16 protein-coding genes, 1 pseudogene and 1 riboswitch are annotated in these 13,925 nt (G+C 45.6%); of the genes and pseudogenes, 2 read left to right on the forward strand and 15 right to left on the reverse strand.

Features of this window, described 5'->3' with window-relative positions:
- Positions 1-4: 4 nt before the first annotated feature.
- The 9 genes from P378_RS11855 to P378_RS11895 all read right to left on the reverse strand — a co-directional run bounded on the left by P378_RS11855 (position 5) and on the right by P378_RS11895 (position 7,941).
- Positions 5-1,285, reverse strand: coding sequence for a homocysteine synthase (locus tag P378_RS11855; protein ID WP_099083397.1), 1,281 nt, complete (start codon positions 1,283-1,285; stop codon positions 5-7).
- A 73-nt stretch (positions 1,286-1,358) separates the two neighbouring features.
- Positions 1,359-1,469, reverse strand: a riboswitch (SAM riboswitch).
- A gap of 123 nt (positions 1,470-1,592) precedes the next feature.
- On the reverse strand, positions 1,593-1,832 hold the full coding sequence (locus tag P378_RS19645) for a hypothetical protein (RefSeq protein ID WP_180261080.1): 240 nt from the start codon (positions 1,830-1,832) through the stop codon (positions 1,593-1,595).
- 180 nt (positions 1,833-2,012) lie between these two features.
- Positions 2,013-3,449 (reverse strand): degradosome RNA helicase CshA, encoded by a 1,437-nt coding sequence (gene cshA, locus P378_RS11865; RefSeq protein WP_099083398.1) that lies wholly within the window; start codon positions 3,447-3,449, stop codon positions 2,013-2,015.
- A 169-nt stretch (positions 3,450-3,618) separates the two neighbouring features.
- Complete coding sequence (locus P378_RS11870) at positions 3,619-3,846, reverse strand: hypothetical protein (protein WP_238473167.1); 228 nt, start codon at positions 3,844-3,846, stop codon at positions 3,619-3,621.
- A 179-nt stretch (positions 3,847-4,025) separates the two neighbouring features.
- Positions 4,026-4,472: a CBS domain-containing protein gene (locus P378_RS11875; protein WP_099083399.1), complete on the reverse strand. Its 447-nt coding sequence runs from the start codon at positions 4,470-4,472 to the stop codon at positions 4,026-4,028.
- 935 nt (positions 4,473-5,407) lie between these two features.
- Positions 5,408-6,082 carry a glucosaminidase domain-containing protein gene (locus tag P378_RS11880; RefSeq protein ID WP_099083400.1) on the reverse strand — a complete coding sequence of 225 codons (675 nt, stop codon included), beginning with the start codon at positions 6,080-6,082 and terminating at the stop codon, positions 5,408-5,410.
- 118 nt (positions 6,083-6,200) lie between these two features.
- The gene (locus tag P378_RS11885) at positions 6,201-6,542 is read right to left on the reverse strand and encodes a hypothetical protein (RefSeq protein WP_099083401.1); all 342 of its coding nucleotides are present in this window, start codon (positions 6,540-6,542) and stop codon (positions 6,201-6,203) included.
- Positions 6,543-6,592: 50 nt separating this feature from the next.
- Positions 6,593-7,057, reverse strand: a complete 465-nt coding sequence (locus P378_RS11890; protein WP_099083402.1) for an alpha/beta fold hydrolase — start codon at positions 7,055-7,057, stop codon at positions 6,593-6,595.
- 362 nt (positions 7,058-7,419) lie between these two features.
- Positions 7,420-7,941: an O-acetyl-ADP-ribose deacetylase gene (locus P378_RS11895; RefSeq protein ID WP_099083403.1), complete on the reverse strand. Its 522-nt coding sequence runs from the start codon at positions 7,939-7,941 to the stop codon at positions 7,420-7,422.
- Between the two features lie 394 nt (positions 7,942-8,335).
- Between P378_RS11895 and P378_RS11900 the strand changes: the two genes are divergently transcribed.
- Positions 8,336-9,502 carry a type III PLP-dependent enzyme gene (locus P378_RS11900; RefSeq protein WP_099083404.1) on the forward strand — a complete coding sequence of 389 codons (1,167 nt, stop codon included), beginning with the start codon at positions 8,336-8,338 and terminating at the stop codon, positions 9,500-9,502.
- 142 nt (positions 9,503-9,644) lie between these two features.
- Here P378_RS11900 and P378_RS11905 read toward each other — a convergent pair.
- Together P378_RS11905 and P378_RS11910 are read right to left on the reverse strand one after the other, a co-directional pair.
- Positions 9,645-9,997: pseudogene (locus P378_RS11905) on the reverse strand (GatB/YqeY domain-containing protein).
- Positions 9,998-10,379: 382 nt separating this feature from the next.
- Positions 10,380-10,667, reverse strand: coding sequence for a DVU0772 family protein (locus P378_RS11910; protein ID WP_099083428.1), 288 nt, complete (start codon positions 10,665-10,667; stop codon positions 10,380-10,382).
- Positions 10,668-10,814: 147 nt separating this feature from the next.
- Here P378_RS11910 and P378_RS11915 point away from each other — a divergent pair, with 147 nt between their 5' ends.
- Positions 10,815-11,441, forward strand: a complete 627-nt coding sequence (locus P378_RS11915; protein WP_099083405.1) for a hypothetical protein — start codon at positions 10,815-10,817, stop codon at positions 11,439-11,441.
- A gap of 30 nt (positions 11,442-11,471) precedes the next feature.
- On the opposite strand, the gene P378_RS23615 is transcribed toward P378_RS11915, so the two are convergent.
- From P378_RS23615 to P378_RS11925, 4 genes are all read right to left on the reverse strand, one after another.
- Positions 11,472-11,999 (reverse strand): glycosyltransferase, encoded by a 528-nt coding sequence (locus P378_RS23615; protein WP_338013910.1) that lies wholly within the window; start codon positions 11,997-11,999, stop codon positions 11,472-11,474.
- Entirely contained in the window at positions 11,984-12,220 is a 237-nt protein-coding gene (locus P378_RS23620; protein WP_338013908.1) for a hypothetical protein, read from the reverse strand. Before P378_RS23620 ends, P378_RS23615 begins: the two co-directional genes overlap by 16 nt.
- A complete protein-coding gene (locus tag P378_RS23625) occupies positions 12,190-12,639 on the reverse strand; it encodes a glycosyltransferase (RefSeq protein WP_338013909.1) in 450 nt (149 codons plus the stop codon). The genes P378_RS23620 and P378_RS23625 overlap by 31 nt, the downstream gene beginning before the upstream one ends.
- Positions 12,640-12,811: 172 nt before the next feature.
- Entirely contained in the window at positions 12,812-13,888 is a 1,077-nt protein-coding gene (locus P378_RS11925; RefSeq protein WP_099083406.1) for a 6-phosphofructokinase, read from the reverse strand.
- Positions 13,889-13,925 lie beyond the last annotated feature (37 nt).

Here is a 13,925-nt window from a genome sequence, read left to right on the forward strand (position 1 = left end):
TTCTTTATGCTCTCAAGGCCTGGTCAAGGTCTGCCAATAAATCATCAATGCTTTCGAGACCAATGGACAGGCGCACCAGGTCGGGTGATACACCTGCTTTGCGCAGCGCTTCTTCGGACAGCTGGCTGTGGGTGGTTGATGCAGGGTGGATGACCAGAGACTTGGCGTCCCCCACGTTGGCAAGGTGGGAGAAAATCTTCAAACTGTCGATGAATCTTTTGCCGGCCTCTAATCCGCCCTTGATGCCGAAGGTAAGGATGGCCCCTGCCCCTTTGGGGAGGTATTTCTTCCCCAGTTCATAGGACGGGTGCCCTTTTAACCCGGGATAGGATACCCAGTTCACGTTGGGGTGTCCCTCTAAAAATTCCGCCACTTTTTGCGCGTTACTTACATGCCTCTCCATCCTCAATGCCAGGGTTTCGATGCCCTGGAGCAATAAGAAGGCATTAAAGGGGCTAAGACAGGCTCCCAGGTCTCTTAACAGTTGAACTCTGGCCTTGACAATGTAAGCTGCCAGGCCAATATCTTTGGCATAGGTAATGCCGTGGTAGCTGGGGTCTGGTTTTGTAAGGCCGGGATATTTATCATTCTGGGTCCAGTCAAATTTACCGGAGTCAATAATGACACCCCCTATGCTTGTGCCGTGACCGCCGATAAACTTGGTGGTTGAGTGTACCACAATGTCCGCTCCGAATTCAAAGGGACGACATAAGTAAGGAGTTGTGAAGGTGCTGTCAATGATCAGGGGGATGCCCGCTTCCCGGGCGATTTTGCTTACGGCTTCGATGTCCAGCACATCACACCTGGGGTTGCCGATGGTCTCTGCAAAGATGGCTTTGGTTTTATCCGTAACGGCCCTTCTGAAGTTTTCCGGGTCGTCAGGGTTGACAAAATTTACTTTTATCCCCAGCCTGGCAAAGGTATGGGTAAACAGGTTTACCGTGCCCCCGTAGAGATTGGTGGAGGAAACAATTTTGTCGCCGGCAGAGGCAATGTTTAAAATGGCTGTGGTGATGGCGGCGTGGCCAGAGGCCAGGGCCAGGGCGCCAACGCCCCCCTCAAGGGCGGACAGGCGTTTTTCGAGAACATCCGTTGTGGGGTTATCAATGCGGGTGTAGATATGCCCCTCTTCTTTGAGGCTGAACAGGTTGGCCGCGTGTTCGGAGTCCCGGAATACATAAGATGTGGTTTGGTAAATCGGCACAGCCCTCGAAAGTGTTTCACTGTCCGGCCGGTGTCCCGCGTGAAGCGCCAAGGTTTCAAATCCCAATTTTTTTTGAGTCATTTCAGATCCCCCTTCATTACATATAAAAATGAAAAACCCCTTCACAGATGAAGGGGATGTGTTTACTCACGCCCTCTCATCTGCCAGGAACAATCGTCCTGAAGGAATTAGCACCTGGTCAGTTTAAAAACTGACTGGTTGCCGGGTTTCATAGGGCCTTTCCCTCCACCGCTCTGGATAAGAGTATAATAATTATTCACTTGTTATGGGTTTAATTATATTTTGTTGAGCGAACTGTGTCAACACTCTGAATTGTTGATATCAACCTAAGCATCCATGATTATTTTCACGCCTTTGAGTAGTGCATTTAAGAATACCGAACGAATGGGTTCTGTGGCCAGGATTGTCTTAACCGGCCAAAAACAGAACGGGCAAATCTGTCGTCTTCCATCATGTATTGTTTGAAAAGCTGCGCCAGTTCCTTCATGGGCAGATCATCCCGGGCGCGCATAAAGGTAAATTCAAAAAAACTTATCACAACGGGCGCCAGCGCTACATAACGTTGGCCACTGTGTTCGATGTCAAATACTAAGCCCCTTTTTGCCATTTCACTGATCCTGCCGTTCAATTCCTCTTCCGGCAGACCCGTTTTTTGAGAAAGCTTCGCCAGGGGAGCAGGTCTTAGAGGAATTTGTCTGGCCAGGTTGGCTTCTGGACTAAGACCGCATATTCAGGACTTAGCCCTCTCTATTTTTATAAATGAACCGGTGTATTATTAAACAGGGTATTATACTAAAGTTTTACGTTTACTCCGTATGTTACCTCGGGTTGCATTCCCCTTGTTTGTATCCCTTGGACGATGTTTTTCTTTGTGGTAAGGTTTTAAAACATTTACTTTTTTCGACCGCAGGGGTCTTTCTTCCGTCAATTCAATCGGGGTTCGATTTGGTTCCTTTGTCAGCATCTTTAAAGCTGCAGCCAGCAGGGTAACCGAATCGGTTTCCACCAGCAGGTCCTCCGCCAATCCCCGGTATTGTTGGAAGTCTCCTTCTTCAACCACCCTTAACAGTTTTTCCATAGTCAGGCGTTGCTGCCCTTCAATGGTTTCCTTGATGGTAGGAACGGGTCGACGGGTGATCTTATGTTTGGTCAGGTTTTCAATAACTCGTAAATGGTTCATCTCCCTGGGGGTAACGAAAGTGATGGCCTCCCCTTTTTTACCGGCACGTCCGGTTCGTCCGATCCGGTGGACATAGCTTTCGGGATCCTGGGGGATGTCAAAGTTATAAACATGCGTCACGCCGCTGATATCCAGTCCCCTGGCCGCCACATCGGTGGCCACCAGGACCTCGATGGTTCCTTCCTTAAACTGCCGCATTACACTGTCCCGCTTGGATTGGGTAAGATCGCCGTGAATGCCTTCCGCGGAGTACCCCCGTTTGTTTAATGCTTCGTAAAGTTCATCAACCCGGCGTTTGGTGCGACCGAAAACAATGGCCAGATCCGGTGATTGATTGTCCAGAAGCCGGCAGAGGACATCAAACTTCTGTTTCTCCTGAACTTCGATGTAACTTTGCTCGATGCTGGGCACCGTGACTTCCTTGGCTTTAATACTGATAAACACAGGGTTTTTTAAGAAACGCTGTGCCAGTACTTGGATGGGCTTGGGCATGGTGGCGGAGAAAAGCAGGCTCTGGCGCTCTTCGGGAATCCGCTGTAAAATTGCCTCAATATCTTCGATGAACCCCATGTTAAGCATTTCATCGGCCTCATCCAGAACCACCGTTTTAATTCCCAGCAGGCGGATTGTCTTTCTTTCCATGTGATCCATCAACCGCCCCGGGGTGCCGACAATGATCTGGGGCCTTTTCTTAAGGGCTCTAATTTGCCGGTTAATATCCTGGCCGCCATAGACCGGCAGGGTGCGGATCCCTTTCACCTGACCGATTCTGTTTAGCTCCTCGGCTACTTGAACGGCCAATTCCCTGGTCGGTGTAATCACCAGACCCTGAATGTACTCCGATTCATTAGTGAATCTCTCAATCATAGGTATGCCAAAGGCTGCTGTTTTTCCTGTTCCGGTGTGGGCCTGTCCAATCAAATCCCGTCCGTCTAGAGCAACAGGAATGGTTTTTTCTTGAATTGGTGTGGCTTCTTCGAAGCCCATGTTTGTAAGGGATTGGATTACGGGTTTGCTTACTCCTAACTCAGAAAAGCTTGTCATGGTAATGCTCCTTTCTTATGTCTCATAAAATTATGCTTTCCATAAACTGGTCTTTTTAGTCTTAATACGTCCTTACCACAAGAAAGTTTTCTAGTGAAGAACATAATACCAGGCAGTTATAACGGCATAATCATCGTTAATTCTGTTTTAAGACTCTCCACCGTTCCCATTATTTCGGTTGAAATTCGCTGACTGCCGCTTTTTTAATTAAAATGACTTTACCTTTTCTCGTCTCGGCATGATAATGAACCAGGTCCTGCTCCAATTCTGAGAGCTTAACGATTATAAATCCTTGATTTCTGTAAGCCAGGTTATATATTTTCTGTAAAAACGCCCGGGGACAATAGGGAATTGGGTCTTGTGCTTTTATGTGGAAGATTCTTTCAATAATCGTCATGACAACCACTTCCTAACTATTGTAGTGGTCTTGTATTCATAACTAGTATAAAGCTTTCTGGCAGAGATTTCTATATGGTCTTATTTATCTCTGAATTTAGGAAGAAAAATTTTTACCCCAAAACTTAATTATTGATAAACACAAAAGCACCACCGGTTCTCCGGCGGTGCTTTATTTACTTACTCCACAAGGGTTTTGACAATGTCTGCCCTGCTGACGATACCAATGACTTTACCGTTTTCCACAACAGGGATGCGTTTGATGTTATGTTTAACCATCAGCGTAGCGATGGCTCTAACTTCGGTATCCTCGGATACGGTTATAACATTGCTTGTCATAATTTCAGAGGCTTTTAGTGCGGCAAGCTTTATAAAATCTTCTTTATACTGATCGACGCCCTCGAAATAAATCATAGCCCCTAAAATGCCGAAATATTTAGGTATCCTTGGATTTGCTTCTTTGCGTAAAAGATCTCCCTCGGTTACGATCCCCACCAATTTCCCCTCACCGTTTGCAACGGGGACGCCGGAAATTTTATGATCCGTTAGAATCCGGGCGATTTCCTCGATGGTTGTATCTTCCGATACTGTAATTACTTCCGTTTTCATAATATCCTTTGCTATCATTTTTTATCACCCCTCTACCCTATTTTATCCAAAATTTAGAAAGGCATCAATGAAAACATGTTATTCAATCTTTTTGGACACCTTATATTTTTCAAAGTCAATCACCTTCGGTCTTTTATCCTCCGAAAGACCGGATAGCAAGACGGTTAAATTTAATAACAAGTTGACCTCTTCGGAGTCGTACACTAATTTTTCACAACCGTCGCATATATGCCTTTACCATGTCCTTACCCTCTTGTCTAAATAAAATGTCATACCGTTTTTCTTTATATTTTTATGGATGTTTGAAAATACCTGCTCCTAAAAGCAATAAACCTTTATTTATGGTCATTAAAACAATGTTTTCACGAGGACAGGCAGATGATATAATTTATAGTCATAAAAGTATCATTGATTCTACTGCAAAAACCTCCGAAATTTTTGGAAACCCAACCCCCAAAAGTAGGAACTTAAGGCATGAATATCGAATTATATTAAAGAGATAAGAAGAAATTAGACGATTGAAAGATATAATTCTATATTAGGGGGATCTCAGATGTTCCGGGAAAACAAAGACCATTTACAAGAGCAACTTTTCAATAGTTGCTCAACTATGAATACAAAAACATTGCAGAAACTGCAGAATACATGTCTATGAGCATGTATTTTGCAAAATAGATGAGAAGCCGTTTGTGGTTCTTTATTGTTTAGGTAATGGTCGTCCTAACTTTCCTGTAACATCTTGCTTTCCCTGGAATTTATCAGGCACTTAAAAGGATTATACCGACGAAGAATTGATCGAACAATTTTACTTTAATTACCAGATCATGTATGCCGTTGGTCTGCGTACACTCGGCGAACTTTATCTGGCTCCGCGCACATTGATAATCAATATCCACTGCCCCGGGTATAAAGATAAAGTCCCAGGGCAGTTTTTTTAATTTGTGATTGCCTTATTAGTTTTTCTTTAAAAATGGTTGGGTTTGTGCCGCAATACCGGCCAAGATTTGCTCCAGACTTTGTATTCTCTGGTTTAATTGCTGGTTCCGTCTTTTCTCTTCTTCAAAAAGTGCCTTGTAATTGATGTTCTCCTCAATTTTATAGGCCAGCATTTTATTAAGATAATCCGTTACAATGGATTTGCCGTAATTAGGATTAGAGGCCCATTTTCCCCCCAGTTCCTCCACTGATTTAACGACTCCCCGGCCTACGACTTTGGCGACAATATCAAAGCGCGGATCGACTAATTTCCTGCCGGCGGGGATAGGATCTGTGGAAGCATAAGCAAAGAGATGCTGTATATGCGCCTCAACGCCTGTTGGAGGGTCCGGAAATGCCGCATGATCGGACGTTTTATCGCCGGAAGGCTTACTGGTTTTTAGGCCACAGAAATTATTCATATCCGGTTTTACTGCGCCGGCAAAGCGAAAATACCCGGTTTCCTTACAGGCTTGGGCCAGAGCGATATCCGGTCGAATGGAATAAATGGCTGATATACTCCAATACAAATCAACTAAATAGAGCCAGTTGGGTGCTTTCTCTTTTAGTAGCGCCTGCGCCTGCCCTTTACTGGCAACCGGTGACCCTACGATAGGGGTTCCTTCCCGTTTTATACTAAACTCCCCTTTCATTTAAAATTGCTTAACCTGATTATTCAAATTATTTTATTCTTTTTCCAACCAGTTAGTTACAAGTATACAGTAAATTTCTGAGGCTTTTGTCTGGAGCCTCAAAAAAGGTGTTTTGGCTTTATTTTAAACAAAGGGCTGTAACGTATTTTATAACCTCTTCCTTTTCCAATATTTTCATGTGTCCAAAGAGTTCTCTTATGGTAATGTTACTGGCTTTAACATTTACAATAAATCCTTCCGTAACAGGACTGCCTTTTTCGTCTACTATACACCCGGTAAACGGTCTAACAACTAAATCCTGATGGGTAGAAAAGGTCGCTACCCTCAAGCCATCCCTTTGAAGCTTATAAATGTCCCGCCGGCGCAGGGAAGCCATCTCTCTTTGGTGGTTGACTTCCCAAAGCAATTGTTTTATGGCCGGGCTGGTATAAAGGCAATTTGCAGAACCTAAAACATCCAAAATTTTTTCCGGCAGTTTGACGCTCGCCCCAAGTAAAGGGGAGTTCAGAGTTATAACCCCCTTGATTTTTTGCCTGATTTGGGCTCCGCCGAGCAGACAAAATCCAGCGCGATCCTCCCACCCAAACTATGACCCACCAGAATGTATTTGGCCTCCGGGTGGGCCTTGGAAAATTCGTGAATTAAAAATTCCAAACGGTTGACACTTAAAGGAATGGCTTGTCCTGTGTCTGCAGCTGAATATTTATTGGGATACCACTTACCTTTTTCAACGATCCCACCGGTATAGCTGTAAAGGAGAAAACGATGGTCAAAATAGGAATAGCCTGCTTTGGCCAGAGACTTTCTAATTTTGGGAAAACCAAGTCCCTCGGACAAATCACCCTTATACTTGCATCCTAAACCGTTTAAAAAAATGATATATAGATGATCGAGTTGGTGCATCTTTTTCTGAGGGATCTTTTGATTGGCCGCTTGTTCCCGGGAAGACTGCATAATGAAAAGCTGCTGGATCAATATGAGTAGAATTACTCCCAGTATGAGACTCCGCTTAAAAAATCTCCTGTTTAAGAAGAATGGCCTTGAAAGATGCAAACTGACCCCTCCGTTGACTCGTCCCTATTCTATAAAAAAACTGAACTTACTAAAGAGACATTATGTGAAATTTTGTGGAAAGATATGTATGAAAAAGTCTATTATTTGTTTGTAATTTTTTAGAAATATGTAAGATTTAGTTTAGAGGATAATATAATTTTTTTGGGTGTACTTGTGGACGTTGCCAACAGTTTGATTAAAGAAGGCAGGCTGAAAAGAGAAAACGGCAAGGTTCACGTGCTGGACTAAAATTTAAAGCCAGAAGCTTTTGCAAGCTCCTGGCTTTATTGATTTATGAACTTTTCCAAAACAGCCAAATGCTTTTGATAGGATGCTTCCCCAAAACAAACCAGGGTGACTTTTTCAATAACGGTATTTCTCTCCAGGAAATTTTTGATTTCTCTTACGGCAATTTCTGCCGCCCGTTCCACGGGAAAACGATAGACACCCGTGCTGATGGCGGGGAAAGCGATGGTTTTAATGTCATACTTCTCTGCCAGAGACAGTGAGTTTCGATAACAATTGGCCAACAGTTCGTCTTCACGGTTGCCGCCGCCTCGCCAAACGGGCCCCACTGTGTGGATGACCCACTTTGCGGGTAGGTTATAACCTCGTGTAATCTTTGCTTCGCCAGTAGCACAGCCATTCAATGTTCGGCATTCTTCCAACAACGCCGGCCCGGCTGCCCGGTGAATGGCCCCGTCAACCCCTCCGCCACCCAGCAGCGTGTTGTTGGCCGCATTCACAATGGCGTCCACATGGAGCCGGGTGATGTCACCCTGGGTGACTTCAATTCTCCCTTTCATCAAACATCCCCCCGAGTAACAGTTCAGGATGAAACTGTTTAATCTTCCCTTGTGGATAGAATAATATTCAATATCCGGTTTTGCAACCCCTTTTAACGGTTAAACCTTACCTACCACCGATAGGTAAATGACACTTTCCTCAGTGCCGTCCAATCCAATCTCCCTCCCCCAATTTATCACGGGAATACTTGGTCTGCTGCTGAAAGTCATCGCCTGCCCTGCCATCGATTCAAAACTCCTTTCCTTAAAACCTGATTGGAACTTCACTGTAAAAGTGAAATTTTTTTATATTTATGGTGCATATTTAACCATTTGTGTTGCATGTTGGCGAATCTATGGTACAATTTAATTCGTGTGTGTGTATAAACATAAGACGTTTGCGGGGGAATGTCCAGTGAAACAACCCTTTAAATTATCTTGGAACACAGTAGAAAAACTTGCTGAACTTTATACTACCCCATTTCTTGTTTTGTCACTAAGCCAGGGGGAATATAACTATAAGTTTCTCCAACAGTACCTTCCCGGAGTAAAGGTTTTTTACGCCATGAAATCAAACCCTGAACCAAGTCTTATCAAAAAACTGGCAGCGTTGGGTTCCTCCTTCGACGTGGCATCCGACGGTGAGATTTATGCGTTAAGTGAAATGGGGATTGCCCCGGAACGAATGGTTTATGCCAACCCGGTAAAAACCGCAAGGGGGTTGGCAGCCGCCAGGCAGGTGGGCGTGCGGCAATTTACCTTTGACAGCGCAAGTGAAATCGATAAAATTGCCGGTGTTATTCCCGGCGCCACCGTATTGCTGCGCATCAGAATCGATAATGACGCCTCCCTGGTTGACTTAAACAAAAAATTCGGGGCCGATGCCGGGGAAGCCCTTGGACTGCTGCGCCGGGCCAGGGAAAGGGGCCTGGATGCCGCCGGCCTTTGCTTTCACGTAGGCAGCCAAAATACCAGTGCCGAAGCGTATCTTTACGCCCTGTCCGTATCACGGCGCATCTTTGATGCGGCAGCCCACGAGGGAATCCGGCTACGCATTTTAGATATCGGCGGGGGCTTCCCCATTCCAACCGGTGATCTAAATGTCGATGTGAAAGCCCTGGCGGAACGAATTCAGAAACAACTGGCCATCTTTTTCCCGGATACCGAAATTTGGACGGAGCCAGGCAGATTTATCAGCGGGACAACCATGAATTTAGTGACCCGGGTCATTGGGACCCAGGTGAGAAACGGCAAACAATGGTACTTCCTTGATGAAGGCCTGTATGGTACCTTTTCCGGGATTCTTTTTGACCACTGGGAATATGAAATGGAAACCGCCAAAACGAAAAAAGGTCCTGAAATTGAGGCTACCTTTGCCGGACCCAGCTGCGACTCGCTGGATATTGTGTCCCGTGACCGGAAAACCGTCCCCCTGAATGTGGACGATTTAATCCTGGTTCCCAATTGTGGCGCTTACTCATCGGCCTCCGCCACCACGTTCAATGGCTTTGCCAAAGCGGAGATTGTGGTTTGGGAAGAAGTCAAAGAAAAGCTGCAGGAGAGCATGATGGCGGTTAGTTAATTCAAGAACAGTAACCAAAAGGGCTAAGACTTGCACAAAGTCTTAGCCCTCCATGCTGTAACGAGGTCTTTTCCTTATCCCAGCAATTCCTTGACCAAGCTGCTGACCAGTTTACCGTCCGCCTTGCCCTTTACTTTTGGCATCAGGCGCCCATGACTTTCCCCATATCTTTGGCCCTCTGGGCGCCTGTCTGGGTAATGGTTTCCTGTATGACCTGCCTTAATTCAGGCTCGGACAGCTGTTCGGGCATATATTCCATCAGGATGTTGATTTCCTCTTCCAGTTTAGCCAGTTCCTCCGGCCGGTTTGCTTTTTTGTACTCCTCCAGGCATCCCGCCTCATTTTAATCTCCCTGGTGATAACTTCTACGACTTCTCCTTCTGAGAGTTCCTTTTTACCGTTAATTTCAGCATTTTTAATGGCTGCGTTGACCATCCGGATGGTATCCACCTTTAACTTGTCTTTGGCTTTCATGGCTGCCTTCATGTCGTTCATCAAGCGTTCCTTCAATTGCAGTCATCCTTTCGGGGTATTTTACAATAACTTATTATACCATTGTCAGCCAAATAATACCAACTCCCTTATTGTGCTGCCTTGGTTTGAAAAACAAAAAACCGGCCAAAGAATTGGCCGGCTACGAACAAGAGATTCCCTTAAAGAGCCAGTTGAATTAAAAACACAATGCCAACCAGGGCTGTAAAAATAACGAGTTCAATCACAGGACTTACAGAGAAAACCGATAACAAACTGCAAATCGCTCTGACCAAGGACAAACACCTCCTAATTTGGTTAACCAGTTACACTCTATATATTCATGATGGATGTACTTTTTCCTTTCTTTATTTAAGACAATTTTTTAACATTGACATTTGCGTCGCTATTCTGCCAGCAGGTTTTTTTCGATCCACTTCCGGATTTCCGGGTTAATTTTGTACATACGTTCCCTGGACTCTTTTTGCTCCTTAACGGCTCTTTCCAGCATCTCCACCGGGGGTTGCTCCTGGGTGTGGTCGCATTTAATGCCAAAGGGAGTGAATTTATACAGGGCCAGTCTAGGACATTCCCAGGCATCAATAACAAAGGTGTAGCCCCTTTCCCTTTTTTCAAATTCCTTTTCAAAATCATAATCCCAATCAATTAAAGCTTTTATGATCGGTATCGCCATGTTGTAACCCCTCTCTTCACTTATGATACAGTTCTCCCTTATTTTTTCCACGAAATTATTTTAATTCCTTCAAAAACGAAGGACAACTCTTATTTAACCTTCTGCTAGGGAATAATAGCAATGGAGAAAATTCAAGGAGGCCTTTTTATGACAGAACAGAACAACGTGGTTCATTTGGAACAGGAAGTCATTCATAAGAATACAGAAATATTCATTGATATTACGAAGATTTTGGGGCAATTGTTAATCCAGGGGTTGGTTAACTTTTCCTTTAATTATAAAGAAACCGCCATCTCCTTTGATGCTTCAGACCAGGTGCAGGAAGCCTTTGCCCAATACTCCCCGGCCAGAGTTCAATCAGTAACCGAGGAAGTTATGGGTATCACTGTAAAGCTGCTGTATAATCAGGAAGATCAAATGTTAAAACAGGCCCAGGATGAGGGCAAAACCAACCACGGCATTTTACAGAAAAAAATAAATGCCGTCAAACAACATATCATAACGCCAAATCTCCAAAACGGGTTCAATTTTTACCGGACCTGTATCGGCAATGTACTGGAGCAGTTTGCTGCCCAGCGGGTGGTAAAACCGGCCAGCCAAAATTACCCCTCCATGGAAACTGTTCTGGTGAAGCTTGCCACCAGGGACAATATGGACAGCGCCGGCAGGCAGACCATGTCCTTTGAACTGTATGAGGACCAATTGGATGAGATCATCAAGGTGCTGACACAGTTAAAAAAAGAAAATCCGGTCAACAAAAATAAACCCCAATAAGGGGTTTTCTAATTGGGTCTGCCGTATATTTTATTGCGCCTTGACCTGCCACCCCGGGCGGTTAACACCGTCCAGGAGACTTTCATAATAGGTGACTAATTTTTCCGTGCAATTACGGGAAGAGAGTTGTTGAACGTTCTTTAACGCCCTGTCTCCCATGCGCTTTCTCAATTCATCATCCTCTATTAAAAGAACGATCTTTTGCACAAAGGAACGGAGTTCCGGGTTGACCAGAAAACCGTCGTCCCCGTCAACCACCATATTGGATACCCCGTAAGCATTTACAGCCACCACCGGGAGGCCGGCCGCCTTGGCCTCGGCAAGGACAATGCCCTGTGTCTCCGTCAAAGAACCGAAGACAAATAAATCTGCTCCACCATAGGCTTTTACCAGATCCTCGCTGGATAGTTTGCCGGCAAAAATTACGTGGTCCGTCAACCCAAGATCTCCGGCAAATTTTTTCAGATTCTCCGATTCGGGGCCTTCCCCCACCAGTACCAGTTTGGTCTTGGGATACTGCTTACGAACTTCTGCAAAGCATTCTATGATAAAGGGAATGTTTTTTCTTTACCTGCCCGCCCGACAAAAAGCAAGATGGTTTCATCGGGCGCCAGTCCGTAGGTTTTCCTAAGCCAGGACCTGTCAAGACCGGTAAACTCATCCAGTTGAATCCCGGTGGGAAGCCACTTAACATTTGCTTTTACTCCCATGTTTCGGATGTGATTGCTGATGATTTCAGTGGGTGTAATTACCAGGTCACAGCGATTGCAAAAATCCACGCACACTTTGCGGTGATACCTTTACTGAACTCCCTGGCAAAGGGAACGTAATGGGTATACTGGTCATAAAGGGTATGATAGGTGAAAACCAGGGGAACTCCCAGCTTCCTTGCCACCCTTGCCCCCAATCTCCCCAGCAGAAAGGGGGACTGCACATGAATCACATCCGGTGGATGCTGCTCCAGAAATCTTTCTAAACCTGTGGAAAAGGGAATTCCCAGGTAAAATCCTTTGTAAGTAGGGGTGGGAATGGCCGGAAACCGGAAGACATCCTTTTCTTTTTGCACACCCGGGTATTTAGGAGCGAATATGATAACTTCATGACCTAACTTTCTCAGTTCTTCGGTAAAGAGTTCAATGGACCGAACGACACCGCCGATATAAGGCTTATAGCTGTCTGTAAAGATGCCGATCCGCATAGGAAAATACACTCCCTTTTACTAACAACTAATAAGAGTATTAACAAAGGAGAGTATTCGTAAACATTTTATCTGTTATGCTGCTTTTGGTATATAAATCTAAATTTCTTCCACAGTAAATTCAATCGTATTGCGAATCATACCGAACACCCTTCACTTTGGGTATAAAAAATTAATCGCCCAGGGATATGCCAATTTTCCTGGCTGCCTTCACCAGGTCTCCCTCCACATCCACCTTGCGAATTCCCTTGGCAACTTCCGCCAGAGGGATGGGATTCAGATGTTCCCCGTCCAGGGAGACCACGTAACCAAACTGCCCATGGGCTGCCAGGTCCATGGCTGCCACCCCGTACCGGGTGGCCAGAATGCGATCGTAAGGAGTGGGGCTGCCGCCACGCTGCAGGTGACCCAGCACCGTTACCCGCGACTCGATACCCGTTAATCTTTCCAATTCACTGGCCACGGCTTGGCCAATCCCTCCCAACCGGAGGGGGTCCGTGCTTTCCGATATAACCTTCTGAATCACCATGTCTCCACCCAGGGGTTTGGCGCCTTCGGCCACCACCACCAGGCTGAAGCGTTTATTCTGACTCAAACGTTCGTTGATTTTTGCCACCACTTTTTCATAGGTGAAGGGTATTTCTGGAATAAGAATAATATCCGCTCCACCCGCCAGGCCGGAGTGCAAAGCAATATGTCCGGCATAGCGGCCCATCACTTCCAGAACAATGATCCTGTGATGAGATTCAGCCGTTGAATGGAGCCTGTCCAGGGCTTCGGTGGCAAAGGCATAGGCGGTGTCAAAACCAAAGGTTTTGGCCTGCCCCACTGCCAGGTCATTGTCGATGGTCTTAGGACAGCCTACAACATTGAGACCCTTTTGGGCCAGGTCATACCCGATGGAAAGGGAGCCGTCCCCACCGATGACAATTAAAGCATCGGCATGTTGCTTGATCATTTCAATGCACTGGTCAGATCTATCCTCAAATTTTCCTTCCGCAACCCGGTAATGAAACGGATTATCGCGGTTGGTCGTTCCCAGAATGGTGCCACCCCGGGGCAATATGCCGGACACCTCTGCCTCAGTTAATAAAGTGACCCGGTTTTCCATCACTCCCTTGAATCCGTCCCTAAAACCTACCACTTCAATGCCATATTCTCTGACGGCAGTCTTAACAATGGCGCGAATAACTGCATTTAAGCCGGGGGCATCCCCGCCGCCTGTTAACACAGCAACACGTTGAATCACCCTATCACCCCTTTGCTCCAATATAGCTTATTTTACC

This window comes from Desulforamulus profundi, from assembly GCF_002607855.1.